Genomic DNA, 23,718 nt, shown 5'->3' on the forward strand with positions numbered 1-23,718 from the left:
GGAGGCGACACCGTGCCGCTCCCCACCGGCAACCCCGTCTGGCCGCCCGAGGAAACCGAGCCCGCCCGCAAGCTGTATGCCACCTGGGGCGCCTGGTACACCGGCGACCCCGCCGACCTCGCGCAGGTCTACGGCGGCGCGCTGGGCACCGACACCGCCCGCGGGTTCTACGAAGACCCCGACAAGGGCACCGTCATCGGGCGCGCGGTCCGCGCCGTCGTCCGCTGGTTCTGGGGCCAGAGCGCCAACCCCGCACAGGCGCCCTCGCGCGTGCACGTCCCCCTCGCCTCAGCCATCGCCGAGGCATCCTCGCAACTGCTGTTCGAGGAGATGCCGACCATCACCGTCGAGGGATCACAGGAGCGGCTCGACGAGATCATTCGCGAGTCCGGGCTGCACGCCAAGCTGCAGGAGGCCGCCGAGGTGTGCGCCGCATACGGCGGCGTGTACCTGCGCGCATCCTGGGACACCACCCTCGCCGACGTGCCGTTGACCGACGTGATCCCGCCGGACTGCGCCGCGCCCGAGTGGTCGCACGGCCACCTCGTCGCGGTGACGTTCTGGCGCACCGTCCGCGAGGATGCCGGCACCGTGTGGCGGCATCTGGAGCGGCACGAGCACGGGCAGGTGTTGCACGGGCTCTACCGCGGCACCCGCGGCCGGCTCGGACAACAGGTCGACCTCACCGAGCAGCCCGAAACCGCGGCCTTCGCCGAGGCCGAGACGGGCGGTGTGATCCGAACCGGTCTCGACGGGCTCGCCGTCGTCTACATCCCCAACGTCCGCCCGAACCGGATGCTGCGCGGGTCCCCGCTGGGCCGCTCCGACTTCTCGGGTATCGAGCAGGTGCTCGACCTCCTTGATGAGGCATGGTCGTCCTGGGCGCGTGAACTCCGATTGTCGAAAGCCCGCGCGGTCGTGCCGAACACCGCCCTCGAAGACATGGGGCCCGGCAACGGCGCGCACTTCGACGAGGACCGCGAGATCTGGTCCGGGCTGGAAATGCTGCCCGGACAAGACGCCAACCCCTCGCAGCTGGTGCAGCTCATCCAGCCCGCCATCCGGGTAGAGGAGCACGCCCGCACCTGCGCCGAGGTCGCCAAGCAGGCCGTGCGCGGCGCCGGGTACTCGGCGCCCGGCATCGCCGAGGAGGGCGACGGGCAGGCGGTCACCGCCACCGAGATCCACGACCGCAAGGGCCGGTCACTGCAGACCAGGGCCCGCAAGATCGGGTACTGGCGGCCCGAACTCGGGAGCTACATCGAGGGCCTGCTCGGTATCGACGTCACCGTGTGGCCGGGCGCCGGCGCCGTGGTCGAGCGGCCTGAGATCGAGTGGCCCGACGCCGTCACCCCGGATCCGGAGGCGCTGTCGCGCGCCCTGTCGGGTATCGCCACGGCCGAGGCCGCGTCGATCCGTACCCGCGTGGCGATGCTTCACCCGGACTGGGACGAGCCTGCGATCGACGAGGAAGTCGAGCGGATCCGCGGGGATCGCGCCGGCGAGGCGGATCCGTGGATGGGTGCGGCTGAGGGGCTGGCCGGCAACCGGATCGCCGACGGCGGCGGGCCCGCGGGCGAGGAGCCCGCCGAGTAGGGGGTGCCCGCTGTGCCCGTTGAGCCGGACGACATCGAGGCGATCGTGCAGCACGCCGCGGCCATCTACCGCGAGGCGGAGCTGGCCCTGTACCGTCAGCTCGCCCGCCACTTCCAGCGGTACCCCGGTGCGCCGGGGGCGGGCGCCGGCGAGGTCCGGCTAGAGGCGATCGGGCAACTGCGCCGGTCGGTCGAGTCGATCCAGGCGGCCCTGGAGGCGGACGGGTCCGCGGCGCTGCGCGAGTCGATCGCCGCGGCGTGGCGGCTGGGCGACCGCTCGGCGCTGGTGGATCTGCCGCGCGCCTGGTGGCCGGAGTCGGGCATCGGTGACGCCGCCGCGGCGGCGCGTGCGGTGGTGCCGCAGTCGGGGGCTATCGAGTCGCTGGCGTCGGCGCTGGTGCGCGACGTCGGCCGCGTCGTCTCCAACATCCTGAGAGACGTCTTCGACGCCTACCGCGAGACCGTCGCCGGGGCCACCGCCCGCATGCTCGCCGGCGGGCAGACCCGCCGCGAGGCCACACAGGCAGCGTGGTCGGCGCTCGTCGATCGCGGCATCGTGGGTTTCCAGGATCGCGCCGGGCGCATGTGGCGGCTGCACTCCTATGCGGAGATGGCAGTGCGCACCGCCAGCGCGCGGGCCGCCGTGCAGGGCCAGACCGACCGGCTCGGATCGCTGGGCGTCGACCTGGTGTACGTGTCCGACCATGCCCAGCAGTGCCCGCTCTGCCGCCCGTGGGAGTCCACCATCCTGCACCGGGTGGCCGGGCCGTCGGGTCGGATCACGGTGCCGCACGCGCTGTCGGGCGAGCCGATCGAGGTCGACGTCGCCGGATCGCTGCCCGAGGCCAGGGCCGCCGGGCTGTTCCATCCCAACTGCCGTCACAGCGTGTCCGCCTACCTGCCCGGCGTCACCCGCATACCCGAGCCGCGCGACCAGGACCCCGACGCCTACGAGGCCCGCATGCGGCAGCGCTACCTGGAGCGGCAGATCCGCAAGGCCAAAGCGCAGGAGGCGGCCGCGCTCGACGACGACGCGCGCAAGGCCGCGCGCAAGAAGATCCGCGCGCGGCAGGCCGCCCTCCGCGACCACCTCGCCGACAACCCCAGCCTGAAACGCCTGAGGTACCGAGAACAGCTCGGCGCGGGCAGCACGCCGCCGCCGGACCGCCGCGACGACGCTGTCACCCCGCTCGGCCCCGACGTGCAGCCCGACCTCCTCGGCGGCGGGCAGCTCGCCACGCCCAGCACGCGCCGCGACGAGCCCGCGCCCGCCGACGAGCAGGCGCCGGCCGCCGGGGCGGGGCAGACCGAGCTGGGCGAGCTGACCACGGCGGAGCTGCGCGCCATGACGGATGGCGAGCTGGAGGCGCGCGCGCTGGACTTCGTGCGCAGCGGCGCCGACTGGGACAGCCCCGGCCTGCGCCGGTTCCGCCGCGAGCTGGACCGCCGCGACCGGGCGGCACGGCAGCGCGAGGAACGCCGCCAGACCCGCGAGCAGCGGGAGGCCGAGCAGCACGCCGCGATGGCGGAGCTGGTCGAGCAGGGCGTCCCATGGGATGAGGCGGCCGCCGAGGTGCTGGGACAGCCGGTCGAGGCGATCCGCCGCAGGATGTTCACGCAGGAGCAGCGCGCGGGCGCCGACGACCGGCGCTCGTTCCAGCAGCTCGCGCGTGAGCAGTACCGGCTCTACATCGAACGCCGCTACGTGGAGGCGGAGACCGAGCTGCGCGGCGTCATGGTCAACGCCGCCGGAGAGCGGGCGGGCATCAACTACATGTCGTTGTTCTCCGGGCCGCGGTCACGCGTCGAGAAGTACGCCAGCGAGGAGCTGAAAAACTGGTTTGACCAGCACGGGCGCATGACATTCAGCGAATTCGTCGACTCCATCGAGCAGGGCCGCTATCGTGGCGGCACCGGCCGCGACTTCAACCGCTAGGGGTGCGCCGTGTCCTTCGCGCTCGACATCATTGACGCCTACGCCGCCGGCCGCCAGGCCGCCCAGGACGGGGCGCTCCGATCGACGTGCCCGCACGACCCGAACGCCACCGATCCCCGCACCCGGAACGCGTTCGTCGCGTGGATGCGGGGATACGCCGAGATCACCCCGACCCCGGTCGACTACTCCGGCTGAGACGCCAGCGCCGACCGCAGCACGGGCACCTCCGCATACGTCAGCTCCAGGGCATCCGTCGCCGCGTGCCCGGCGTCGCGCAGGTAGTCCAGGGATGCCGCCCCAACATCGCCCACGATGACGACCTGGTCGCCGTCGCGCCGCACCGCTACGTCCCGGACCTCGCCGAGGCTGTCGGGAGTGTGCTCCTCACGCCAGGCGTCGACCCGGTCGAGGCACGCAAGCAGGTACGGGACGTCGGCTGCGTCGACGGCGAGCCCGTCATCGCGGACCGCGAACCGGCCGGGCTCGTCGACCCCGGTCGGGTCGTTGACGTAGAACGATTCGCGCCGCACCTCGACGCCCCATTCGCCCATGGCGTCGGTGCTGGTCAGGATCGCGCCCATGTCATGCCTCCTCTGTATTGGTGTGCGTGCGGGGACGGCCGCGCGCGGGCAGCCCGAACCACGCTCGAATGTCGTCGAGCTGGTCCTCGTCCCAGCCGGGCGAGGACCCCACGCGCACCCGCGGCACCGGGAATGGACGTGTGCTCTTGGGTCCGTGGCGGCGCAGCGAGGTCGTGATGGTGGACCGGTCGACACCGACCTCTGCCGCGACCTGCGCTGTGCTCAGGTACTCCCTGGTGCGCGCCATCAGACGCCGATCCCGAACAGCGCGCCGTCGGCGGGCTCGTCGAGGACGCGCATCGCGAACAGCGCGCCATTCCGCGGCTGCGGGGCCGCGGGCGTCTCGGCCTCGGCTTCGGCGATGGCGTCCCAGATGTCGACCTGCCCCCGCAACTGCTGGCACTCCCAGGTGGAGAACAGCGCGTCCATAACCGCCCCTAACTGTCGCCGCTGCTGACAGGTAGGACGCTACGGGCGCCACGCTCACGTGTCAACACCGAAGACAAAAATGGCCCCGTACCGAGTGCGGGCCGTCGTCATGCCCGGCCAGGCGCCGGACCCCACAACGCCCAGGAGGCGAACCACTCATGACCACCACACTCCCCGTGCACCCCCGCACCGGCCTGCGCGCCATCGGCCACACCAGCCGCGGCCCCGTCTGGCCGCAGATGGGCGGCGACCCCACCGGCGCCCCCAGCGGCCAGTCCGGCGGCGACGGCCAGGCCCAGGGCGGCGGGCAGCAGCAGGGCGGCAGCAGCGACAGCGGCAGCACGCCGCCCGCCGGCGGCCAGCCCGCGCCGACCCCGCCCGCCGGCGCCCCCCAGCAGCAGTCCCAGCAGGGCCAGACCGGCGCGCAGCAGCAGAGCGGCGGCCAGCAGGGCGGCGACGGCGACGACCTCGCCCAGCTCTCCCAGGCCGACCTCGCGCGCATGGTCCGCGACCTCCGCAAGGAGAACGCGTCCGCCCGCACGAACGCCAAGCAACAGGCGGCCGACGACGCGCGGCAGGACTTCGCCCAGAAGATCGGCAAGGCCCTCGGGCTCGTCACCGACGACCAGCAGAAGGCCGACCCCGACAAGCTCGCCGAGCAGCTCAGCAACGAGCGCCGCGAACGCTACGCCGAGAAGGCCGCCCGCGCCGCCGACCTCGACCCCGACCGGCTACTCGACTCCCGCGAGTTCGAGGGCAAGCTCCGCAAGCTCGACCCCGCAGCGTCCGACTTCCAGACCGCGCTCAACGCGCTGGTCAAGGAGTACAAGGACGACCCCCGATACAAGACCACCAGCACCGGCCAGGCGCCGGCGCGCTCCGGCGGCGACTTCTCCGGCGGGCCCGGAAACACGCCGACCTTCACCCGCGAGCAGATCGCTCGCATGACACCCGCCGAGTACGCCAAGAACCGCGACGCGATCATGGCGCAGCTCAGCAAGAGCAAGTAAGGAGACGCCAGCATGGCGCTGGACAACTTCACGCCCGAGATCTGGGCCCGCGAGATCCTGTTCTACCTCGACAAGAGCCTGGTCTGGGCCCAGGAGGGCGTGGTCAACCGCGACTACGAGGGCGAGATCAGCCAGGCCGGCGACACCGTCCACATCAACCAGGTCGGCCCCGTCACCGTCGGCGACTACACCAAGAACACCGCCATCACCGACCCCGAGGTGCTGACCTCCACACAGCGGGACCTCGTCATCGACCAGGCCAAGTTCGTGAACTTCATGGTCGATGACATCGACGCCGCACAGAACCGACCCAAGGTCATGCAGACCGCCATGGGCCGCGCCGCCTACGGCCTGCGCGACGTGGCAGACCAGTACGTCGCCGGGCTCTACACCGGCGTGGCCGCGGCCAACGTGATCGGCACCGACGCGGCCCCGATCACGATCACGCCGACGGGCTCCACCAGCGCCTACGACCAGCTCGTCGACCTCGGCACCGCCCTGGACGAGGCCAACGTGCCCACTGAGGGGCGGTGGGCGATCGCCGCACCGGCGTTCGTCAACATGCTGGCCAAGGACGACCGGTTCACCTCGTCGGGCGACGGCGCTTCGGCGCAGGTCCGCCGCAACGGATTCGCCGGGTCCGCCGCTGGATTCGACGTGATGAAGTCGAACAACTCGCCGTCGGCGACCTCGCAGAAGGTCGTGACCGGCATCCCGGCCGCGATCAGCTACGCCGAGCAGATCCCGGTCAGCGCCCTTGAGGCGTACCGCCCCGAGAAGTTTTTCAGCGACGCGGTCAAGGGTCTGCACCTCTACGGCGCCAAGTTGGTCGAACCGTCCGGCATCGCTGTCCTGCACTACACGATCTAGGAGGCCCGAGTGCAGTACTACAAGCACACCCAAACAGGGCAGGTGTACGGCGCCGACGAGCGCACGCGGCCGCCCGCCAGCTTCTACGAGTCGCGTGTGGGCGACAACGGCAAGCCCGAGTTCGTCAAGGTGGCCGCGCCCAAGGGGCGCAAGGCGACCTCGGCGAAGGGCGACACCAAGGCACCCGACAGCGGCCAGGAGAACGGCGACGGCGGCCAGGGCGACGGCGACGGCGGCCAGGGCGACGGCGACGGCTCGGAGAAGGGCGGTGACTGATGCCGCTGTATGAGTACCGGCAGGGCGGGCGCGTGATCGAGCGCGTCCGCACCGTCGCAGGCAAGTTCGAGGACACCCGGCTCGGCCTCGCCGCCCTGGACCGCGCGAAGCACAGCGAGGCGGACGGCTGGCACAAGGTCGACGAGCAGGCCGCCGAGGGCGACCAGCAGCCCGCGGAGGCCGCGGACGCCGACGGGGGGTGACCCCGTGGCGTATGCGACCACCGAGGAGCTGACCGCCTACCTCGGCACCGCCCCCGACGGCGCTCAGCGCATGCTCGACCGTGCGACGCGGCTCGTCGACCAGGCGCTCATCTCCGCCCGGTACGACCCGGCCGACCCCGACGTCATCGACGCGCTGCGCTCGGCGACGCTGGAGCAATGCGCGGAGTGGGATGAGGCAGGGTCCGACGGCACGCAGGCGTCGGACCCCTCAGCCTGGCAGACCGTCTCGGCAGGCAGCATCAGCATGTCGCGGGCGGGCGGGCGCACCGGCGAGCGTCTGTCCGTGACACAGCACCTCGGCCACCAGGCGTGGCTGGTGCTCCAGCAGGCCGGACTGACCGGGCACGCGCCGCGGTCGGGGTGGTGCTGATGCCCGGCACGATCCCCGGGTGGATGCTGCGCCGCATGGGCTGGGATATCACCGTCGAGCCGTACCAGGGGGCGGGCGCGTATGGGCCGACGTATGGGGCGCCGGTGGCGGTGCGGGCGCTGATGGACGCTGGCCGCCGCCTGGTGCGCGGCGACGACGGATCCGAGGTGGTCTCGGAGACCACCCTGCGCGTCCGCCTCGCCGACGCCGTCAGCTTTCCCGCGCATAGCAGGGTGACGCTACCCGACGGCACCACGCCGACCGTGATCACCACCAGCCGCCATGACGGCCGCGGCCTGCCCGTCCCGTCACACCTGGAGGTGGCCCTGACGTGACCTCCGCGCACTTCCGCCCGAACATCGCGCCTGCCCAGCGGGCGGGCCGCGAGGGCGCCGAGGTCGGGCTCGGCAAGGGGCTCGAATACCTGCTCGGCGAATCTGACCGCCTGGTGCCGCTGGAGGAGGGCACCCTACAGCGGTCCGGCACCACCGATCAGGACGGCCTGTCCGGCACCGTCTCCTACGACACGGTGTACGCGGCCCGGCAGCACGAGGAGCTGACCTGGCGCCACGACCCCGGCCGCCAGGCTAAATACCTGGAGCAGCCGGCCAGCGATCCGAGCACGCATCGCACGATCGAGGCCCTGATCGGCGCCGAGATCCGACGCAGACTCAGGGGGTGAGGCCCGCGTGACCCTCACCGAGGAGGTCGCCGCCCTGCTCGCCGAGCTGGGCGTCGGCACCTACCACGCCGACGGCACACCGGGCGGCACCATCTACCTCACCACCCTGCCCGACACCCCAGACGTCGCCCTGTCGGTGGCCCGCTACGGCGCCGGCGCCGAGGGCGACATCCGCAACGGCTGGCACGAGCCCCGGATGCAGCTGCGCGCCCGCGGCACCGCGACCGACGCCCGCACGGGCGAGCAGCTGGCGCAGGCCGCCTACGGGGCGATGCACGGGCTCGCCGGCCGCACGCTGGCGGGCGGTACGTGGCTGGCTCTGGCGGTGGGGCTCCAGTCGGGGCCGGTGTACATGGGCCGCGACCAGTCCGGGCGGCACGAGCACGTGGTGAACCTGCGCATCGCCATCGAACGCTGACCACCATCGCGCCCCCGTGTCGGGGGCGCCCCAGTATGCAGTGAGGAGGTGTCCGCCATGGCCCCGACCAGGGTGCCCGCGCGCGACATCATTATCCAGGTCTCCGACGGGGCCGCTACCCCGGTTTGGACCGAGATCGGCGGGCTCACGTCGGCGATCATCAACAAGTCGGAGAACGAGGAAGCACCCAGCGCCGCGACCTTCGACAGCGGCGGCCATCACGAGGAGGACGTGCTGCAGCGCGGCGCCATGGTGACCATGGTCGGCCAGATGCTCCAGGACGCGACCACGGGCGAGCTGGACCCTGGGCAGGCGCTGTGCGAGACCAACGCTCAGGGCGTGGGCGCGGCGTCGCATGGCGCCTACCGCTTCAGGTACCCCAGCGACACCAACTGGACCGTTTGGGACGCCACCACCCGAATCGGCGAAATCGGCGGCGAAACGAACGGTTTCGCCGCCTGGAACTGCACACTGCGCAGGTCCGGGCCGTCGACGTCTGAGGCGGTCGTCTGAGCATGGATGTCGAGGAGTCGATCAGGCGCGCCGAGGAGATCCACGCCGAGAAGGACGCCGCCGAGCAGGCTGAACAGCAGCAGGCCGACGAGCGGACGTTCGACGAGTTCTGGTCCGAGGTCGAGTCCCGCCGGCGGGTCGAGTACACGACCATCCGGGGGGTGCGGGTGCAGGTGCCCGCACCCGGACAGCTGACGATGCGGCTGCGCCGCATCCTGGACCGGGCGAGGTCTCAGCAGCGCCTCACCACCGAGCCGGAGCTGCACGCCGCCATCGGCGACATGTACGGCGAGGGCGCCCTGGAGGCGTGGATCGAGCGCGGGCTGATGGTCGAGCAGCTCGCCGTGATCCTGGCATGGGGGTTGGCGCAGACTCAGGGCCGCCCCATCTCATGGGAGCGGGCCTATGAGGCGGTGCAGGCGGGAAAAGCGAAGGTGGCGGCGGCGGCGGCCGGAAAGAATCCTGGTTCGATAAAGCCATCCGGCGGCACTGGTGGGCGATCGAGGGGTGGCTCACGGCGCAGGGGTGGACGCCGGAAGAAATAGCGGACCTCCCGGTGCGCCAATTCGAGAATCTCGTTTTGGCCATGCCGGAGGATTCTCGATTCTGGCAGCTCGTGAGCCGGGAACCGAAAACCGTCTCGGGCGAGGCCGCCCGCAGCGCACTCCGTAATCTATAGAGCGCATTGGGGGTGATGCCCCCATGTCGCTCAATGTCGGCGAACTGTACGCCAGCCTGGACGTCCGGGATGAGGGGTATACGCGCGGACTCACCGGCGCGGTAGCCGAGGCCGCCGCCGCAGCCGACAAAATCGAGGACGAATTCGAGGACGCCGGGCTCGACGCAGGCGACAAATTCACGGTCGGACTCGACGGAAAGCTGCGAAACTCTCGCGGCCAGTTCGTAGCCACCGGAAAAGATGCCGCGAGCGGGGTTGCCGGAGCGTTCGGCACTGCAGCCCAGACCATTTCCGGCAACTGGATCACGATGCTGTTGGCGGTCGTGGCCAGCATAGGCATGCTGCCGATAGCGGGTGCGGTAGCCGCGACCGGCATCACGGCCGCGTTCGGCCTGGGCATCGCGGGTGTGGGCATCGCCGCGGCCGCCCAATCGAAAAAGGTCAAGGACTCATTCTCGGACCTGAAAGAGAATGTGGTCTCCGACCTGAAGGACATGGCGGAGCCGCTCGAAGATACCCTGGTGGACGTCTCGGGCGACCTGCAGGAGCTATTCGATTCGCTGTCTCCGCACCTGGAACAGGCGTTTGAGGACATGGCGCCGGTGCTGTCCGATTTTTCGGATCAGTTGCTCGGTGCTTTTGAGAACTTTGGCCCCACGATCGATGGCGCAACGGCCGCCTTTAATGAATTGCTAAAGGCGGTCGGTCCCGAGCTGGATGAATCGCTCGGAGAAATAGCGGATTCCCTCGAAGAGCTGTTCAAAATTGTCGAGGAAAATCCGGAGATCTTCGGTGATCTCATTCTCGGTGCGCTTTCTTTCGTCAATGGCTTGATCCAGGTGATTAGCTGGCTGGCACAGGCTCACATAGCCATGGACGCCGCAGCAAAAAAGATGGGCGGCGCCATTAAGGGTTTCTTGAATGACCCCGTAGAGGCATTCAAGGTCGGGATCCGGTCGATGAAGATCGTTGCCGCCGCGCAGATGGATGAGATCGAGGCCGCCATTGATGCGGCTTGGGATCGGGTCGAGGATGCCACGGTCGGCGCGTGGCGGCGGGTGCCGCACGTGGTCGATTCTGCGCTGCAGGCGGCCCTGTGGGTGGCGCGAACGTTGCCCGGCAAGTTCGTGGGTGTCGGTCAGGACATCGTTGGCGGGATCATCGACGGCATTGTGGGTGCTGCCGGTGCGATCGGGTCGACGCTGCGCAGCATCGCCGCGGACGCGCTCGCGCAGGCACGGTCGGCCCTGGACATCGCGTCGCCGTCCGGCGAGTTCAAGCGGCACGTCGGCGAGCCGATCGCCGCCGGCATCGGCGCCGGCATCGAATCCGGCCGCACGGATCTGATGGGCCGTGTGTCGACGCTGGCCGGTGACCTGGTCGCTCCGGCGCGCGAGAGGGTGCAGCGCTACGCGCCAGCGGGCGGGCACGGCCGCGGCGGCATCAACGTGGAGCACCTGGAGGTCAAGACCGTGTCCGGCGAGTTCAGCACGCGGCAGGTCTTGCGTGATGTCGCGTGGCAGCTCGCCACATAGAGAGGGAGTGACCGGTGCCGATACCTGCAGTCGAGCCGCCCGCCGACGCCGGTGCGCTGCCTGAGCCGCTGTACGGCGACCCCTACCAGGACGGGCAGGCGGCCCTGCGCGGGCTGATCATGGACACCCGCGCGGGGTCGGTCGTCCGCCTCATGCGCCTCAACTGGTACGGCATCAGGTCCGTGCGTGAGGAGGATGAGGAGCGGTCCGGGATGCACGGCGTGTGGACCGGCACCGACCTGCTGCCCGAGCTGCAGGTGCCCATGTCGCTGCGGATCTCCGCCCGGTCGCACGCGGGCGCGCACTACCTGCTGTCGAGGATCACCGAGGCGTTCCGACCCGCGGCTGAGCCGGTGCCGCTGCTGTACCGGCAGGGCGGCACCACCTACCTGCGGTGGGGCAAGCCGCGGCTACTGGAGCCGGACACGGCCACCATGGGTGTGGGCGTCTCGGTGATCGAGGCCGGTTTCGTCTCGACTGACCCCGCGTACTACTCGCACCGCGCCGTCCGCAACACCGCCACCCTGCCGGCACCGGGCGGCGGCATCGCGCCGCCGCTCACACCCCCGCTGGCCCTGCCCGAGCAGCCCGGCGGCGGCATCATCCTCGCGCTCAACCGCGGCACCTGGCCGTCGCCGCCGCTGCTGCAACTGACCGGGCCGTGGCGCACCCCCGGCGTCACCACGCCGAGCTGGCGGCTGTCGTGGGACCTCGACCTCGCCGCCGGGCAGGTGCTCACGGTCGACGTCGCCGCGGGCGCCGCCTACCTCGGCAGCCCGGACGCCGCCCGCCCGCCGGCCGCGGGCTCCTCCGTGGTCGCCGACTGCCTACTCCCATCCGGGACTACGCGGCTGCGCATGACCGGCACCGCCACCGACCCCACCCGCCTGCCTCAGCTGGCCGCCTCATGGCGCCACGCCTACCTGTGATCGGAGACCGATGGCTACCGATGTCGATCTGCAGCCGCCCGCGTGGATGGACGGCACCACCGTCCCGGCCGCCGAGCTGCGCCGCCAGCTGCTCGGGCTGGTGGTGCCTCAGGAGGGCATCATCCGCGGCATGGTCGTGCAGGCTCTACCGACGCCGGACATGCGGGTGCGGGTGAGTGGCCCCGGCATGGCCGCCCTGTCGGATGGTGCGGGCGGCTACTACCCGGCCGACCTGCTCGCGGATGCGGACCTCGACGTCGCCTCGTCGTCGTCGACGCTCAACCGGCGCGACGCCGTCATCATCTCCATGAACGACACCGGCACCGCGGCGGGCAACGCATACAGGCTGCGAATCATCACCGGCACCGCCGCCGCGTCCCCGTCGCTGCCAACCCTGCCGCCGGCCGACGAGCCCGACGCGACATACCTGCTCATCGGCGACGTCTACGTGCGCGCGGGCGCCGAGACCGACGGGTATATCCGCAACCAGGACATCACCAACCCGGCGCCGAACGCGCTGCTGGGTGCGGGTGAGTGGCATCCCCTCGACCTGGCGTCCGGCCTGCAGCAGGCCCCCTACGACGACGCGCCGGGATGGCGTTTCCTTCTGCCGGGCATGGTGCAGGTGCGCGGGACGCTGGAGCGCACCGACGGGCAGCCGATCACCACGGGAACAATCCTGGCGACGCTGCCGCCCGAGGCGCGCCCCGCCTCGCTGGTGCATTTCGTCAGCGCCGGGCAGTCCTCCGGAGGGGAGCGCGCCGCCCGGCCGGAGGTCCGCCCCGACGGCACGATCCGGTCTTTCCACAGCCCATATGAGCCGGGGTGGATCGGTATGCGCGGCATCCTCTTCGAGGCGACCGGGGCGGCCTGACGTGTCTGTCACTCCTCCCCAGCGGCGGCAGCCCGCCTACTCCTACGCCACGTACGACGCCGTGACCGGCCGCCGCCTGTCCGAGCACATTCCGCTCGCCCTGGGCTCCTATGAGCGGGCGCTGGGCGGCGGCGGCACCGTGGAAGGCTCCCTGAAGATCCGAGATCCGCGGGTGCGCATGCGCGACGTGCTCGGCGCGACCACGCCCCGCCGAGCCGAGCTGTGGATCCTGCGTGACGGGGTGCCCGTCTGGGACGGCATGATCGTGACCCGCCGGTACGCGGCGCGCTCCGGCGTGATGCGGATCCAGGCCGCGGACACGGTGCGGTGGCGGCTGGAGCGGCTGCTGCTGCGTCCCCGCGGCGGGCCCGGCTCGACGAGGAATCTGTCGTTTACGCAGGTGGATCAGTTCGAGATCTTCCGGGCGCTGCTCGCTGATGCGCAGTCGGTTGCCATCGACAACATTTTCCCCGCCGACCTGCGCGTCGACGCTGACGACACGGTGATGTCGGGGGTGTTGCGGGACCGGCACGTCTCCGTCGACGGCGAGACCGACAGCAGCTATCAGGGCTACGAGTTCAACGACTACCTCAAGTACCTGGACGATCTCGCGGACCTGGTCGACGGATTCGAGTGGAGGGTCGACCCCTACCTCACCGCCGCCGGCGAGGCACGGCGCCGCCTGGTGCTCGGATACCCCACCATCGGCCGGCTACCCGGCCCCGACACACACGTCCTGGAGTACCCCGGCACCATCACTGACTACGAGTGGGACGAGGACGCGTCGGATACGGCCACCTATGTGGCCTCGCTCGGCGCGGGCGAAGAGTCTGAAATGCGGTGGTCCGAGGTCATCGACCGGCGGGCCCTGATCGACGGCAACCCCCTCCTAGAGGCCGCTGTCTCCCACAAGTCCACGAGCCAGGTCGACACGCTGACCGCGCAGGCCGGTGCCGAGCTCGCGCGGCGCCGCGGCCCGGTCGAGATTCCCGCCGTGGCCGTCGTCGGCCGCCCCCCGGTGGCCGAAGGGGACTGGGTGCGGCTGCGGATCAGCGACCCGGCCAGGTGGCCGGATGGGCCCATGGAGCGGCATGTGCGCGTGATCGGGATGCGCACCACCCCCGCCCCGACTGAGACGACGACACTGCAACTGGAGGAGGCCCGTGGGCACGCAGAACCGGCCGCGTGACGAGTCCTGGCTGCGCCGCACCCTCAACGACATCCTGACCCGGCTGCGGGCGCTGGAGACCGCGCCGCGCACCCGCCACGCAGGCGTGTCCGGCGGCACCCTCCGCGTCACCAACGGCGGCAAAATCGTCATCGAGGACACCGGCGGAACCCTGATCACTATCGACCCCAACCGCGACGGCCGCCCGACCGTCGTGTTCGAGCTGCCCGACAGCGGCGGGGTGACCGGGTCCGTGACCAGCGCACTTATCGACGGCATCCCCGCTATCGGCATGCTGGTGCACGACGCCGGCGGGGCGCTGCGCTCCCAGGTGGCCGCCACGGTCGACGAGGCCACGATGTACGTGGAAGGCGGCGGGGAAGCCAAGATCACGACCTGGCAGGCCGATGTCCGCTACCGCAACCCGGACGGGTCGATGCGCTCCACTGCCCGCGCCACGATCGAGGGCGCCGACATCGCTGCCTTCGACAGCGCGGGCAATATCGTGTCGTACATGTGGGCCCAGCCGGACGGCACGGTGCACTACAAGGGCACGCTGGTGCAGGACTGATCTGATGGCACCCGAGGATCCGCAATACCGGCACCTGGGAGAACTGCTGACGCTGATGCGCGAGGAGATGCGCACGGGGTTCGCCGAGCTGAAAGCGGGACTGGACGCCCGCGTGTCCGCGGATGTGTACGCCGCTGAGCAGCGGCTCACGACCGAGCGTATCGAGCGGCTCGGCTCGGAGGTGGCGGACCTGCGCGCGGACCGTGAGCGCGACAAGCAACAGCTGGAGACAGACAGGCAGGCGGCCGACGACCGGCGGGCGGCTGATCGCCGCATGATCTGGGGGTCGATTCTGGCCGCGGTGCTGTCGCTGATCGTGGCGGCGCTGTCGGCCGCCCTGCTCTGACCCATCCTCCGCCCCGGCCAGTGTGCCGGGGCTGATCTATGCCCAGGGAGGCACACACGCATGTCCGAGGTCGCCATCATCGACCGGTCGGAGTGGGGCGCCCGCGCCCCACGCGGCCGCGAGTACGTGTCGTGGGACGCCCGCACCGAGTTCATCGTGCACCACTCCGCCGGACCCACCACCCAGACGGTCCGCAGCATTCAGGACTTCCACCTCGACGGGCGCGGCTGGTCCGACATCGGCTACAACCTGCTCGTCGACGACGACGGCAACGCCTACGAGGGCCGCGGGTGGCTGGTCGTCGGGGCGCACGCCGTCGGCCACAACCGCAGCGGCATCGGCGTCTGCTACATCGGCGAGAACAACCCCACCCCTGCGGCGATGGTCACGATCCGCGCGCTGTACGACGAGGCGTGCGAGCGCGCCGGGCGGCGCCTCTCCGCGAAGGGCCACGGCGACGTCAACGAAACCAGCTGCCCCGGCGGGGAGCTGCACGACTGGGTGCACGACGGCATGCCCACGAACGGACTCGGAGGAGACAACGACATGTCCCTGATCAACCTCACGAAGGGCGCCGGCCCCGACACGGGCGAGCGCGAGCACGTGATCGCCCTGCAGTCGATGATCGTCAAGGCGGGCCGCCGCGACGCGTTGGGCGACGCCGGGGTCGACGGCCGGTACGGCGACGCCACCGCTGAGGGGCTGCGGCTGTGCCGCGCCGACGTCGGCAGCGAAGCCAAGGAAGGGTGGGGCGACCGCGTCAGCGGTCACGCCTACTCGCAGCTGCATCAGGCCGTGATGCGCCAGGAGATCCGAGAGGTGCTCGCCGAGATGGGCGGCTCCGGCGGCGGGTCGGCGGAGGTTCCGCAGGACCTGACCGTGCGGTCGCTGACCGCGCAGCGCATCAGCGTCGGCTGACCCCCCTCCCCCAACCATTAACCCGCAGTTAATCGTTGCCCCCGGCCACGCGCCGGGGGCTTTTCCATGCCCCGAGGAGGGCACGATGCACGAATCCCCGAAGTCGCCGCGCCGTTTCCTGCCCGAGACCAAGGTCGCCACCGGCACCGCCAGCGGCGCCGGTGCGGCGCTGGTGCTGTGGCTCGCCGACCTGGCCGGGCTCGACATGCCGCAGGCGGTCGCCGCCGCCATCGTCACGCTCGTCATGGCCGTGGCCGCGTGGCTGGCGCCGCACACCCGCCGCGGCGACGACGCCGAGGGCACGGCCTAATGGCGCGGACCTACCGCCGCGGCACCTGGCGCGCCGAAACCCAGGACGGCACCCCGATTCCGTATGCGCAGGCCACGGTCTGGGATGCCGCGGACGGCGGGTCGCAGGTGACCGACCTCCGCCAGCTTGACGGCGTCACCGTCATCCCCGACGGCATCCTGACCTGCGACGAATGGGGTTACATCGCCCTCGACGGATGGGTCGACCCTGCGGACACGCCGCACCTCTACATCATCGGCGCCCCCGACGGCGTGATCCCCGGTGTGGGCCGCGTGCACCTGGTGCCCGCCGACGTCTCCCCGCGGATCGCCAGCGTGGAGACACAGCAGGCCGGGACCGACGCGCGCGTGAGCGCGCTGGAGGACTCGCGTGGCGCGCCGGGCGGTCTGGCCACCCTGGACGCCGACGGGCAGGTGCCCACCGCCCAGCTCCCCGAGAGCCTGGCGGGCGGCGTGACGGGCATGCTGGACGTGTCCGCCTACGGCGCCGTGGGTGACGGGGCCACGGACGACACGGCGGCGATCCAGGCGGCACTGGACGACGCTGGGGCGGCCGGCGGCGGCCTGGTGTGGGTGCCCGGTGGCGTCTACTCGGTGCAGACGGGGCCGCTGCGGATCTACCAGGGAACCCATCTGTGGCTCGCCCCGGACGCGACGATCCGGCGCGACGCCGCAACCACGATGATCGTCAACGGTGATGCAGGCCAGTCCCTCGGCGGCTATGACGGGCATGGTGACATCACCATCTCCGGCGGCACGTGGGACGCCAACGGGGCCAGCATCACCGACAACAACATGGCCATCAGCATCGGGCACGCGCGGAACGTCACCATCCGTGACCTGCGGATATTGGATGTGCCGGGCTATCACGGCGTCGAACTCAACTCGACCCACACGGGCCGCGTGATCAACTGCTCTTTCCTCGGCTTCACGGACTTCTCCGGCACCCGCGGCTTTTCCGAGGCAGTCCAGGTCGACGGCGCCTATCGCAGCTCCGTTTTCGGGGCGTTCGGGCCGTATGACCACACTGCCTGCATCGACATCCTGATCCAGGGGTGCTACGTGGGCCCGTCCGGCACCCCCGGCGCGGGGCCGTGGGGCCGCGGCATCGGCTCCCACAGCACCGCCCCCGACCAGCCGCACCGCAACATCCGCGTCATCTCCAACGAGATCGATTCGTGCGGCGAGTACGCCGTCGGCGCCTACTGCTGGGCTGAGTCCATCGTCTCCGGCAACACGATCCGCAGCTGCGGCGCGGGCATCTGGTGGCGGTCGCTCGACTCGACCAAGAGCGCCGACCAGCAGTATCCCGACGGCACCAGCATCACCGGATCACAGCCGCTCCCCGGCATTGTCATCAGCGGCAACGTCATCACGGGCACCGGCGCCCACAACGACGGCATCACCCTGGAGGGCGAGTCGACCGGGGCGCTCCAGTACGCCACCGTCACCGGGAACATGCTGCTCAACATCGACCCGACCGGGGTCGAGAACGGCATCAGGTTGATCCACCTGCACGATTCCACCATCACCGGCAACACACTGCGGTCCGTGGGCGGAACCGGCATCTCGACAGAGGCATGCGACGGCGTCACCATCTCCAGCAACCGGCTGCGGGCGATCAACGGCGCCGGCATCACCCTGATCGACTCGCTGTCCGGCTGCGTCGTCGACGGCAACACCTTGACGCTAATCGGCGAAAACGGGTTGTGGGCCCAGGGCGGCAACGACGTCGTATGGTCCGGCAACGTGATCGTCGGGGCGGCCGCGGGCGGCGGCACCTACTACGGGATCCGGATTACGTCTTTCGCGTCGCATCACACGGTGTCGGGTAACCGGATCCGGCAGGGCGCGGGCGCGATCACGGATGCGATCAGCATCACCAGCTCGTGCGACCACATCAAGGTGTGGGGCACACACGCCGACGCCGGGCGGATCGTGGTGCCGTCGATGAACGGCACATCCGAGACATGGAACAGCACGACGTCGGCGAACCAGCCAGCGGCGGTAACGTCCTGACCGCACAACAGTGCGCCCCACCCTCCCGCGGGAGGGTGGGGCGCTTTTCGCATGTCCGGCGACTCCGGGGAGACGCACAGGTCGCGGTGTCCGGATCCTCAGGCGCCGGCGGCTCATCCCCGCGGGCGCGGGGAGCACGCGCGCGTGGCGCGGGTCCTGCCGGTGTGCCTGCGTCATCCCCGCGGGCGCGGGGAGCATGCCAGCACTGTAGCCGTTGCGGCTGCGGATGTCAGCCGGTGCGGGCAGACTCATCCGCATGAGTGAGGACATGGTGCGGGTGACGCTGGTGGGTGGCCCGTTGGATGGTCAGACGCAGGAGCACGCGCGGGCAGATCTGGGCGATGATCTGTCCGCCTGGGGCACGATGATGGTCGTCAACGGCGAGCGGGCGCTCCCGCGCGATCCGGGCGCCCGCGCGCACTACGCACCCGAGGAGGGCGGCGACCCGCACGTGTGGGTGTGGCACGGCTGGGTGCCCTAGACACGACGCCGCCCCCGCCGGGGAGGTGGCGGGGGCGGCGGGGTGCGTCCGGGTCTACCTGGCGCGGATCTCCTCGGCGATCTCGCCCATGTCGCGGGCGACCTGCCGCAGATCCTCGGCCAGCTCGGCGGTAGTGCGCTGGAGCGCGTCAAGTGTGGGCATGCGGCCGGTGGCGGCGGCCTGGTTGAGCCACTGGGCGGTGCCGACAGCCTGCGCGAGTCGGTTCCGGCGGCGCCGCAGCTGATCGGCGAGGGCGGGGAGGCTGCTCACAACACCACCCGATCCGTCCCGGTCTCCTTTTTCCAGGACACGGCGTTGCCGTGCGCGATGAACGTGTTCTCGTTGGCCTCGTCGGCGCGGGCGATCAGCCGGCGGGTTCCCTGCTCGCGTCCCTCGTCGATCTGCGTGAAATCCGGGAACGAGCGGAGCAGCGGGGTGACGTAGCGGGTGCCGAACACGCCGAAGATCGAGTGCCCTTCCTGGTTCTTCGGGCTGTTCTTCATCGTGCGGTATCGGAACGCCGCGCCCTCCACGAGCGCCCGCATCGCCGGATGGCCCTTCGTGGCGCCGAGCGTGCCGTTGGCGACGTTGCCGCGCGACCCGGTCATGCCCACCAGCGTCCGCCCCTCCAGCAGGGGACGCAGCGGCCGCATGCACCAGGAGTCCGCGTCGGAGTAGAGGCCGCCGTAGCGGTACAGCAGCTCCAGCCTGAGCAAGTCGGCGCGGACCGCGGGGTGCAGGTGCATCAGCGCGTCGTACACGTCCTGGTTGTGCAGGCGGATGCTCGGGAGGTTGTTGTCCGTCCACAGCCACACGTCCCAGTTCGGGTTGTGGTCCGCCCACGTGCGGAGGTTGTCGGTGTAGGGGTACGGCTTGTCGCCGACCCATACGACGTGCACGATCCGCGGGATGTGCATCGTGTGGGCGCGGACGGTGCGCGCCACCAGACCCCGCGGGCGCTGGGTGGGCAGTACATCACTAATCATGCTGATAAATCTCCTCGAAAGGGGGGCGGAGGGGCGGGTACCGCCTCATGGGTGGGTGGTGAGCGGGGTAGCGGGGGCCGCCCCGCCGCCGGAGTGCCACGGCGGCGGGGCGGGTGCGGGGCGACCGGCGGACCGCCCCGCGGGGTGGCCGCGCCGGCGGACGGTAGGCCCGGCGCGGCCGTCTAGCGGACCGTCACGTGCGACCACCACCCATCGGTGACCCCTGCGCCGAGCAGCTGCTCGTACAGCTGCTCGGCGAGGTGGTCGTAGGTGCGGGTGTCGCGGTCGAGCTCGTGCGCGGCCCGGTACCGTGCCTCCTCCTCAGGGGTCATGGTCACGGTCACGTCGTAGTGCATCCTCGGCATCTGATCCCCCATCAGCAGCGGTCTGGTGGTGCTGGTGGTGATGGTGGGGAGTCTGCTGCCGCCGCCAGGCGGTGACCTGGTCGGCCAGCCATCCGGCGACCCAGGCGGGGCGGGCGTAGCCCTCCCAGGATGGGAGGTCGGTCGCCGGGTAGTGCGGCCGGATCGTCCAATGGTGGTCGCCGCCCGGCACCAGGCGGCATTCGATGCTGTACACGTGCCCGTAGCGCTCGGCGATCGCGCCGATCGGATCCCAGCTGTGATCGCCGATGCGGGCGGGGTGCACGCGCGGCGGGTAGTCGCTCACTGGGCGACCTCCTCGGCGGCGGCGGCGAGGAGGCGGGCGAACCGGTCGAACCCGACCGCGGCCACCATCACACCCTCGCGCTCGTGTACCGCCTGATACAGCACGTCGCCGTGCTCGTCCGCCGAGTACCGCATGGCCCACTGCCGGTGCTCCAGCGACAACGCAGCGAACGCGGCGTAGACGCCATCGGGCAGCCGGGGCGGGGTGTACTCCCGCGGCGGCGGCATCACGCCCATCACCGCGCGCCCGCCAGCTCGCGGACGCGACCCGCGGCCGGGGCCGGGTGCACGATGTCGGGCCGGGCGGCGGCGAGCTGCCGGATGGGCCCGGCGAGCGCCTGGCGGAGGTCGTCGAGCCCGTCGCCACTCGGCACCGGCGAGCCGGGGCGGGGCCGCACCCGCTCCCAGGCCACGTACCAGGGGCCGACGACACGGCGCGGGGCGGCGGGCACGGGCGGCAGCAGCTCGGCGGGCGGGGCGAGGAGGTCGCCGCCGCGGCGCGGGGCCGGGGCGGGCGCGGGCTCGGCCGGCGGGGTGGTGGCGCGCCGCGGGGCGTGGTGGTGGCCGCGCGGCGGCGGCAGGACACGATCCCGCCATCCTCGGACGATCCTGGACAGTCTGCGCATGGGTGCCCCCTTGCGGGGTCGGGCCGGGCTGGGAGGGCCCGGCAGTTGCATTGGGTACTGCCATGTTTGCGCTTGGCCGCTAAATTTGCAATGCCAACGTTCGTATCCGGTGCCGAAAATCGACCGTGAAGGACAAGATCAACATTGGCCGATGGTGAAATGTCCCAGAGTGCGAAGGTCGCCGTAGGATCGGGAGCACAACCCCGGCGACCGAAACGGAGCGGCGACATGGCAGGCAGCCCGACCGTCCGCCGACGGCGGCTCAGCTACGAGCTGCGTGCGCTCCGCGAAGCGGCGGGCAAGACCGCAACGGAGGTCACCGACGCGCTCGGATGGTCCCGCGGGAAGCTCACCCACATCGAGCAGAACCAGTGGAAACGGCCCAGCGTGCGCGACATCGAGGACCTGCTCGACGCCTATGGGGTCGACGACGACGAGCGGCGCCAGGCGCTCATCACGCTCGCGAAGCAGGCGAGACAGCGCGGATGGTGGGTCAGCTACAGCGACGTGTGGGGCGGCGGCACGTTCATCGGCTTGGAGGCTGAGGCCCGGTCGATGCGGACGTTCGAGCCGCTGGCCATCCCCGGCCTACTCCAGACCGAGGCATACGCCCGCGCCATCATCCGCGCCGGCGGCATCACCGACGAGGACGACCTGTCCCGCCGAGTCCAAGCGCGTATGCTGCGCAAGCAGGTCCTCGAAAGCCAGGATGCGCCGCTGTACTGGGCCATCATCGACGAGGCCGCGTTGCTGAAGGTCACGCCAGAGCTGGCCGGTCAGCTGCAGTACCTGCTCGACGTGCAGCGCCCCACCCTGGGCGTGCAGGTACTACCGTCGTCGATCGGCCCGCACGCCGCGATGACGAGCGGGTTTGTGATGATGGACTTTCCGGAGCCCGACCCCAGCGCGGTCTACGTCGACACCGGATCAGACCAGCTCTTCCTGGAGAAGCCTGACCACCTGGAGCGGTACGAGATCCTATGGCGGCACATCCAGGCGTCGGCCCTGTCGGTCGACGAATCGCGGCGGCTCATCGCCGACCGCCTCGCATCCGTGAAGTAGATGAGGCAGACATGACCCCAGAGAGCATTTCCCACCTGCAATTCCGCAAGTCCAGCTACTCCAGCAGCCACGGGCAGAACTGCGTGGAGGTCGCCGACACCGCCGGCGCCTCGCTCGTCCGTGACTCCCAGCACCCCGACCACGGGCACCTCGCGTTCCCTTCCGCCGAGTGGCGGGCGTTCCTCGAAGGGCTCGACGAGCTGTAGACCCCAGGACGCGCGAAGGCCCCCGCCGGATCCGGCGGGGGCCTTCCGCATGCATTACCCAATGCATTTCCCACCGCCGAGTGTAGCGGGCCGGGACCGCGACCACCACGGCCCGACAGCCCATACCCACCGGCAAAGTGTTGGTGTTCCGCAAGGATTCACGATCCTGCTCAACGCGTTGAACACCGGCCACGACGGAGGCGCGGGCACCCTGCACGCCAACGCCGCGGTGGACGTCCCCGCCCGGATCGAGGCGCTCGCCTGCGCGGCGGGGCTCAGCAGGGAGGCGGTGCACAGCCAGCTCGCGGCGACGCGGTCGCTGATCATCCACCTGGCACGAGGTCCGCAAGGCACCAGACGCGTCGCCGAGGTGTGCGTGCTCCGCCGCGACACCACCGGAACCGTACACGCGCTGCCTGCCGTGGCCTTCTCCGCCGACGGACGAATCACCGAGCACCCAGCCCTGCCCGACCTGCGGGCGCGCATCGGCGACGCATGGCGGAGTCCTCCGCCGCATGCGCCCTCCTCCCTCCTCGGGCCCGATGTCTAACGGCTTTCCACCCACGGGCGAACGGCGCCCTGCACCGGATTGGAGACCCATGTCCGCTCACGCTCCGGTCGCCGCGAGTTCGGCGTTTCCGCCGCTCCCGGATGCCGCGCTCGCCTGGGCGCACGGGCTCGCCGGACAGGCCGGCTGCCTGCTGGCCCTGGGCTGCCTGGGCGTGATCGCCGCCGGCTTTGTGCCCGGGCCTGCGACCGTCCGGCTGCGCGGGCTGATGCCCGCCGGAGGCGAGCGCCGCGGCGGGTGGGTCGCCCAAAGAGCAGAGCGCCTCGCGAGGGGGCTGCGGGCTCGGCTGGAGCTGGCCGCGGGACGGGTGCAGGGGCGGCGGCGCCGGGCCGGGGCGACGCTGTGCGGGGTTCTCGCCGCCGAACTGCGCGCGGGACGCGATCCCGGCGCGGCCATGGTCGCGGCCGTCGCCGAACTGGATACCGAGTCCCGCCGGGAACTCGCCGCCCTGAGCGCCGCCGGTCGCTCCGGGCAGGACGTCGTGCCGACCCTGCGCACGCTCGCCGCGGCGCCGGGCGCGGGTGGGCTCGGCCAGTTGGCCGCCTGCTGGCGGGTGGCCGCGAGCACCGGAGCCGGACTGGCCGATGCCGCCGACCGGTTGGCCGCGGCGCTGAGCGCCGAAGAGGCGCTGCGGCGCGAACTCGGCGCCCAACTCGCCGGTCCGCGCGCCACCGCCGTTCTGCTCAGCGTGCTTCCGGTGCTCGGGCTCGGCATGGCCACCGCGCTGGGCGGGTCGCCGCTGGCGTTTCTGTTCACGACCCCGGCCGGATTGCTGTGCCTGGCGGCCGGCCTCGTCCTCGACGCCGTGGGCCTGTTCTGGACACACCGCATGGTCCGCCGCGTGCTGTCTGAATCAGGGATGGAGTGAT

At 71.2% G+C, this 23,718-nt stretch carries 36 protein-coding genes; 27 read left to right on the forward strand and 9 right to left on the reverse strand.

Annotation, left to right across the window (positions count from 1 at the left end; translation table 11 throughout):
- Positions 1-12 precede the first annotated feature (12 nt).
- From FZ103_RS00235 to FZ103_RS00245, 3 genes are read left to right on the forward strand one after another with little or no spacing between them, the layout of a single operon-like run.
- Complete coding sequence (locus tag FZ103_RS00235) at positions 13-1,596, forward strand: phage portal protein (RefSeq protein WP_155997946.1); 1,584 nt, start codon at positions 13-15, stop codon at positions 1,594-1,596.
- A gap of 12 nt (positions 1,597-1,608) precedes the next feature.
- Positions 1,609-3,531 (forward strand): phage minor capsid protein, encoded by a 1,923-nt coding sequence (locus FZ103_RS25055; protein ID WP_222936404.1) that lies wholly within the window; start codon positions 1,609-1,611, stop codon positions 3,529-3,531.
- A gap of 9 nt (positions 3,532-3,540) precedes the next feature.
- Positions 3,541-3,726, forward strand: coding sequence for a hypothetical protein (locus FZ103_RS00245; RefSeq protein WP_155997947.1), 186 nt, complete (start codon positions 3,541-3,543; stop codon positions 3,724-3,726).
- Here FZ103_RS00245 and FZ103_RS00250 read toward each other — a convergent pair.
- From FZ103_RS00250 to FZ103_RS00260, 3 genes are read right to left on the reverse strand one after another with little or no spacing between them, the layout of a single operon-like run.
- Positions 3,714-4,112 (reverse strand): hypothetical protein, encoded by a 399-nt coding sequence (locus FZ103_RS00250; RefSeq protein ID WP_155997948.1) that lies wholly within the window; start codon positions 4,110-4,112, stop codon positions 3,714-3,716. The genes FZ103_RS00245 and FZ103_RS00250 overlap by 13 nt on opposite strands.
- A gap of 1 nt (position 4,113) precedes the next feature.
- Positions 4,114-4,359, reverse strand: a complete 246-nt coding sequence (locus FZ103_RS00255) for a hypothetical protein (protein WP_155997949.1) — start codon at positions 4,357-4,359, stop codon at positions 4,114-4,116.
- Entirely contained in the window at positions 4,359-4,541 is a 183-nt protein-coding gene (locus FZ103_RS00260) for a hypothetical protein (protein ID WP_155997950.1), read from the reverse strand. Before FZ103_RS00260 ends, FZ103_RS00255 begins: the two co-directional genes overlap by 1 nt.
- A 158-nt stretch (positions 4,542-4,699) precedes the next feature.
- Here FZ103_RS00260 and FZ103_RS00265 point away from each other — a divergent pair, with 158 nt between their 5' ends.
- The 20 genes from FZ103_RS00265 to FZ103_RS00355 all read left to right on the forward strand — a co-directional run bounded on the left by FZ103_RS00265 (position 4,700) and on the right by FZ103_RS00355 (position 18,733).
- Complete coding sequence (locus FZ103_RS00265; protein ID WP_155997951.1) at positions 4,700-5,551, forward strand: hypothetical protein; 852 nt, start codon at positions 4,700-4,702, stop codon at positions 5,549-5,551.
- A 12-nt stretch (positions 5,552-5,563) separates the two neighbouring features.
- Positions 5,564-6,421, forward strand: coding sequence for a P22 phage major capsid protein family protein (locus FZ103_RS00270; protein ID WP_155997952.1), 858 nt, complete (start codon positions 5,564-5,566; stop codon positions 6,419-6,421).
- Between the two features lie 9 nt (positions 6,422-6,430).
- Complete coding sequence (locus FZ103_RS00275; RefSeq protein ID WP_155997953.1) at positions 6,431-6,697, forward strand: hypothetical protein; 267 nt, start codon at positions 6,431-6,433, stop codon at positions 6,695-6,697.
- Positions 6,697-6,900 carry a hypothetical protein gene (locus FZ103_RS00280; protein ID WP_155997954.1) on the forward strand — a complete coding sequence of 68 codons (204 nt, stop codon included), beginning with the start codon at positions 6,697-6,699 and terminating at the stop codon, positions 6,898-6,900. Before FZ103_RS00275 ends, FZ103_RS00280 begins: the two co-directional genes overlap by 1 nt.
- A 4-nt stretch (positions 6,901-6,904) precedes the next feature.
- A complete protein-coding gene (locus FZ103_RS00285) occupies positions 6,905-7,291 on the forward strand; it encodes a hypothetical protein (RefSeq protein WP_186355586.1) in 387 nt (128 codons plus the stop codon).
- On the forward strand, positions 7,291-7,626 hold the full coding sequence (locus tag FZ103_RS00290; RefSeq protein ID WP_155997955.1) for a hypothetical protein: 336 nt from the start codon (positions 7,291-7,293) through the stop codon (positions 7,624-7,626). The genes FZ103_RS00285 and FZ103_RS00290 overlap by 1 nt, the downstream gene beginning before the upstream one ends.
- Entirely contained in the window at positions 7,623-7,973 is a 351-nt protein-coding gene (locus FZ103_RS00295) for a hypothetical protein (RefSeq protein WP_186355587.1), read from the forward strand. Before FZ103_RS00290 ends, FZ103_RS00295 begins: the two co-directional genes overlap by 4 nt.
- 7 nt (positions 7,974-7,980) lie before the next feature.
- Positions 7,981-8,391: a minor capsid protein gene (locus FZ103_RS00300; RefSeq protein ID WP_155997956.1), complete on the forward strand. Its 411-nt coding sequence runs from the start codon at positions 7,981-7,983 to the stop codon at positions 8,389-8,391.
- Between the two features lie 57 nt (positions 8,392-8,448).
- A complete protein-coding gene (locus FZ103_RS00305; protein WP_155997957.1) occupies positions 8,449-8,904 on the forward strand; it encodes a phage tail tube protein in 456 nt (151 codons plus the stop codon).
- A gap of 2 nt (positions 8,905-8,906) precedes the next feature.
- Entirely contained in the window at positions 8,907-9,449 is a 543-nt protein-coding gene (locus FZ103_RS00310) for a hypothetical protein (protein ID WP_155997958.1), read from the forward strand.
- Between the two features lie 157 nt (positions 9,450-9,606).
- The gene (locus tag FZ103_RS00315; RefSeq protein ID WP_155997959.1) at positions 9,607-11,118 is read left to right on the forward strand and encodes a hypothetical protein; all 1,512 of its coding nucleotides are present in this window, start codon (positions 9,607-9,609) and stop codon (positions 11,116-11,118) included.
- Positions 11,119-11,132: 14 nt separating this feature from the next.
- On the forward strand, positions 11,133-12,047 hold the full coding sequence (locus FZ103_RS00320; protein ID WP_155997960.1) for a hypothetical protein: 915 nt from the start codon (positions 11,133-11,135) through the stop codon (positions 12,045-12,047).
- Positions 12,048-12,057: 10 nt separating this feature from the next.
- A complete protein-coding gene (locus FZ103_RS00325) occupies positions 12,058-12,921 on the forward strand; it encodes a hypothetical protein (RefSeq protein ID WP_155997961.1) in 864 nt (287 codons plus the stop codon).
- Between the two features lies 1 nt (position 12,922).
- Positions 12,923-14,110, forward strand: a complete 1,188-nt coding sequence (locus tag FZ103_RS00330) for a hypothetical protein (protein ID WP_155997962.1) — start codon at positions 12,923-12,925, stop codon at positions 14,108-14,110.
- Positions 14,085-14,660 carry a hypothetical protein gene (locus FZ103_RS00335; protein WP_155997963.1) on the forward strand — a complete coding sequence of 192 codons (576 nt, stop codon included), beginning with the start codon at positions 14,085-14,087 and terminating at the stop codon, positions 14,658-14,660. The genes FZ103_RS00330 and FZ103_RS00335 overlap by 26 nt, the downstream gene beginning before the upstream one ends.
- A gap of 4 nt (positions 14,661-14,664) precedes the next feature.
- The gene (locus FZ103_RS00340; protein WP_155997965.1) at positions 14,665-15,006 is read left to right on the forward strand and encodes a hypothetical protein; all 342 of its coding nucleotides are present in this window, start codon (positions 14,665-14,667) and stop codon (positions 15,004-15,006) included.
- A gap of 60 nt (positions 15,007-15,066) precedes the next feature.
- On the forward strand, positions 15,067-15,924 hold the full coding sequence (locus FZ103_RS00345) for an N-acetylmuramoyl-L-alanine amidase (RefSeq protein WP_155997967.1): 858 nt from the start codon (positions 15,067-15,069) through the stop codon (positions 15,922-15,924).
- A gap of 85 nt (positions 15,925-16,009) precedes the next feature.
- Positions 16,010-16,234, forward strand: a complete 225-nt coding sequence (locus FZ103_RS24765; RefSeq protein ID WP_186355588.1) for a hypothetical protein — start codon at positions 16,010-16,012, stop codon at positions 16,232-16,234.
- Positions 16,234-18,252, forward strand: a complete 2,019-nt coding sequence (locus FZ103_RS00350; protein WP_186355589.1) for a right-handed parallel beta-helix repeat-containing protein — start codon at positions 16,234-16,236, stop codon at positions 18,250-18,252. The genes FZ103_RS24765 and FZ103_RS00350 overlap by 1 nt, the downstream gene beginning before the upstream one ends.
- A 256-nt stretch (positions 18,253-18,508) precedes the next feature.
- The gene (locus FZ103_RS00355) at positions 18,509-18,733 is read left to right on the forward strand and encodes a hypothetical protein (RefSeq protein ID WP_155997971.1); all 225 of its coding nucleotides are present in this window, start codon (positions 18,509-18,511) and stop codon (positions 18,731-18,733) included.
- A gap of 54 nt (positions 18,734-18,787) precedes the next feature.
- Here the strand turns inward: FZ103_RS00355 and FZ103_RS00360 are convergent, their stop codons facing one another.
- The 6 genes from FZ103_RS00360 to FZ103_RS00385 all read right to left on the reverse strand — a co-directional run bounded on the left by FZ103_RS00360 (position 18,788) and on the right by FZ103_RS00385 (position 21,013).
- A complete protein-coding gene (locus FZ103_RS00360) occupies positions 18,788-19,003 on the reverse strand; it encodes a hypothetical protein (protein WP_155997973.1) in 216 nt (71 codons plus the stop codon).
- Entirely contained in the window at positions 19,000-19,719 is a 720-nt protein-coding gene (locus FZ103_RS00365; RefSeq protein WP_155997975.1) for a glycosyltransferase family 32 protein, read from the reverse strand. The genes FZ103_RS00360 and FZ103_RS00365 overlap by 4 nt, the downstream gene beginning before the upstream one ends.
- Positions 19,720-19,901: 182 nt before the next feature.
- Positions 19,902-20,063, reverse strand: a complete 162-nt coding sequence (locus FZ103_RS00370) for a hypothetical protein (protein ID WP_155997977.1) — start codon at positions 20,061-20,063, stop codon at positions 19,902-19,904.
- Positions 20,041-20,388, reverse strand: coding sequence for a hypothetical protein (locus FZ103_RS00375; protein WP_155997979.1), 348 nt, complete (start codon positions 20,386-20,388; stop codon positions 20,041-20,043). Before FZ103_RS00375 ends, FZ103_RS00370 begins: the two co-directional genes overlap by 23 nt.
- Positions 20,385-20,624 carry a hypothetical protein gene (locus tag FZ103_RS00380; protein WP_155997981.1) on the reverse strand — a complete coding sequence of 80 codons (240 nt, stop codon included), beginning with the start codon at positions 20,622-20,624 and terminating at the stop codon, positions 20,385-20,387. Before FZ103_RS00380 ends, FZ103_RS00375 begins: the two co-directional genes overlap by 4 nt.
- Entirely contained in the window at positions 20,624-21,013 is a 390-nt protein-coding gene (locus tag FZ103_RS00385; protein ID WP_155997983.1) for a hypothetical protein, read from the reverse strand. Before FZ103_RS00385 ends, FZ103_RS00380 begins: the two co-directional genes overlap by 1 nt.
- A 228-nt stretch (positions 21,014-21,241) precedes the next feature.
- On the opposite strand from FZ103_RS00385, the gene FZ103_RS00390 reads away from it, so the two are divergent.
- The 4 genes from FZ103_RS00390 to FZ103_RS00405 all read left to right on the forward strand — a co-directional run bounded on the left by FZ103_RS00390 (position 21,242) and on the right by FZ103_RS00405 (position 23,717).
- Positions 21,242-22,075: a helix-turn-helix transcriptional regulator gene (locus FZ103_RS00390; protein WP_155997985.1), complete on the forward strand. Its 834-nt coding sequence runs from the start codon at positions 21,242-21,244 to the stop codon at positions 22,073-22,075.
- A gap of 11 nt (positions 22,076-22,086) precedes the next feature.
- The gene (locus FZ103_RS00395; protein WP_155997987.1) at positions 22,087-22,281 is read left to right on the forward strand and encodes a DUF397 domain-containing protein; all 195 of its coding nucleotides are present in this window, start codon (positions 22,087-22,089) and stop codon (positions 22,279-22,281) included.
- A 61-nt stretch (positions 22,282-22,342) separates the two neighbouring features.
- On the forward strand, positions 22,343-22,831 hold the full coding sequence (locus FZ103_RS00400) for an ATPase, T2SS/T4P/T4SS family (protein WP_394350061.1): 489 nt from the start codon (positions 22,343-22,345) through the stop codon (positions 22,829-22,831).
- 49 nt (positions 22,832-22,880) lie between these two features.
- On the forward strand, positions 22,881-23,717 hold the full coding sequence (locus FZ103_RS00405) for a type II secretion system F family protein (RefSeq protein ID WP_155997991.1): 837 nt from the start codon (positions 22,881-22,883) through the stop codon (positions 23,715-23,717).
- Position 23,718: the final 1 nt, after the last annotated feature.

Origin of the sequence: Streptomonospora sp. PA3, assembly GCF_009728995.1 — a bacterium.
Classification (GTDB): Bacteria; Actinomycetota; Actinomycetes; order Streptosporangiales; family Streptosporangiaceae; genus Streptomonospora.

Bases quoted from the DNA above. Each gene is read 5' to 3' on its own strand.
- FZ103_RS00250 (WP_155997948.1), bottom strand. From the start codon at position 4,112: ATGGGCGCGATCCTGACCAGCACCGACGCCATGGGCGAATGGGGCGTC.
- FZ103_RS00255 (WP_155997949.1), bottom strand. From the start codon at position 4,359: ATGGCGCGCACCAGGGAGTACCTGAGCACAGCGCAGGTCGCGGCAGAG.
- FZ103_RS00260 (WP_155997950.1), bottom strand. From the start codon at position 4,541: ATGGACGCGCTGTTCTCCACCTGGGAGTGCCAGCAGTTGCGGGGGCAG.
- FZ103_RS00265 (WP_155997951.1), top strand. From the start codon at position 4,700: ATGACCACCACACTCCCCGTGCACCCCCGCACCGGCCTGCGCGCCATC.
- FZ103_RS00270 (WP_155997952.1), top strand. From the start codon at position 5,564: ATGGCGCTGGACAACTTCACGCCCGAGATCTGGGCCCGCGAGATCCTG.
- FZ103_RS00280 (WP_155997954.1), top strand. From the start codon at position 6,697: ATGCCGCTGTATGAGTACCGGCAGGGCGGGCGCGTGATCGAGCGCGTC.
- FZ103_RS00290 (WP_155997955.1), top strand. From the start codon at position 7,291: ATGCCCGGCACGATCCCCGGGTGGATGCTGCGCCGCATGGGCTGGGAT.
- FZ103_RS00305 (WP_155997957.1), top strand. From the start codon at position 8,449: ATGGCCCCGACCAGGGTGCCCGCGCGCGACATCATTATCCAGGTCTCC.
- FZ103_RS00310 (WP_155997958.1), top strand. From the start codon at position 8,907: ATGGATGTCGAGGAGTCGATCAGGCGCGCCGAGGAGATCCACGCCGAG.
- FZ103_RS00315 (WP_155997959.1), top strand. From the start codon at position 9,607: ATGTCGCTCAATGTCGGCGAACTGTACGCCAGCCTGGACGTCCGGGAT.
- FZ103_RS00325 (WP_155997961.1), top strand. From the start codon at position 12,058: ATGGCTACCGATGTCGATCTGCAGCCGCCCGCGTGGATGGACGGCACC.
- FZ103_RS00340 (WP_155997965.1), top strand. From the start codon at position 14,665: ATGGCACCCGAGGATCCGCAATACCGGCACCTGGGAGAACTGCTGACG.
- FZ103_RS00345 (WP_155997967.1), top strand. From the start codon at position 15,067: ATGTCCGAGGTCGCCATCATCGACCGGTCGGAGTGGGGCGCCCGCGCC.
- FZ103_RS24765 (WP_186355588.1), top strand. From the start codon at position 16,010: ATGCACGAATCCCCGAAGTCGCCGCGCCGTTTCCTGCCCGAGACCAAG.
- FZ103_RS00350 (WP_186355589.1), top strand. From the start codon at position 16,234: ATGGCGCGGACCTACCGCCGCGGCACCTGGCGCGCCGAAACCCAGGAC.
- FZ103_RS00355 (WP_155997971.1), top strand. From the start codon at position 18,509: ATGAGTGAGGACATGGTGCGGGTGACGCTGGTGGGTGGCCCGTTGGAT.
- FZ103_RS00365 (WP_155997975.1), bottom strand. From the start codon at position 19,719: ATGATTAGTGATGTACTGCCCACCCAGCGCCCGCGGGGTCTGGTGGCG.
- FZ103_RS00380 (WP_155997981.1), bottom strand. From the start codon at position 20,624: ATGGGCGTGATGCCGCCGCCGCGGGAGTACACCCCGCCCCGGCTGCCC.
- FZ103_RS00385 (WP_155997983.1), bottom strand. From the start codon at position 21,013: ATGCGCAGACTGTCCAGGATCGTCCGAGGATGGCGGGATCGTGTCCTG.
- FZ103_RS00390 (WP_155997985.1), top strand. From the start codon at position 21,242: ATGGCAGGCAGCCCGACCGTCCGCCGACGGCGGCTCAGCTACGAGCTG.
- FZ103_RS00395 (WP_155997987.1), top strand. From the start codon at position 22,087: ATGACCCCAGAGAGCATTTCCCACCTGCAATTCCGCAAGTCCAGCTAC.
- FZ103_RS00400 (WP_394350061.1), top strand. From the start codon at position 22,343: ATGCATTTCCCACCGCCGAGTGTAGCGGGCCGGGACCGCGACCACCAC.
- FZ103_RS00405 (WP_155997991.1), top strand. From the start codon at position 22,881: ATGTCCGCTCACGCTCCGGTCGCCGCGAGTTCGGCGTTTCCGCCGCTC.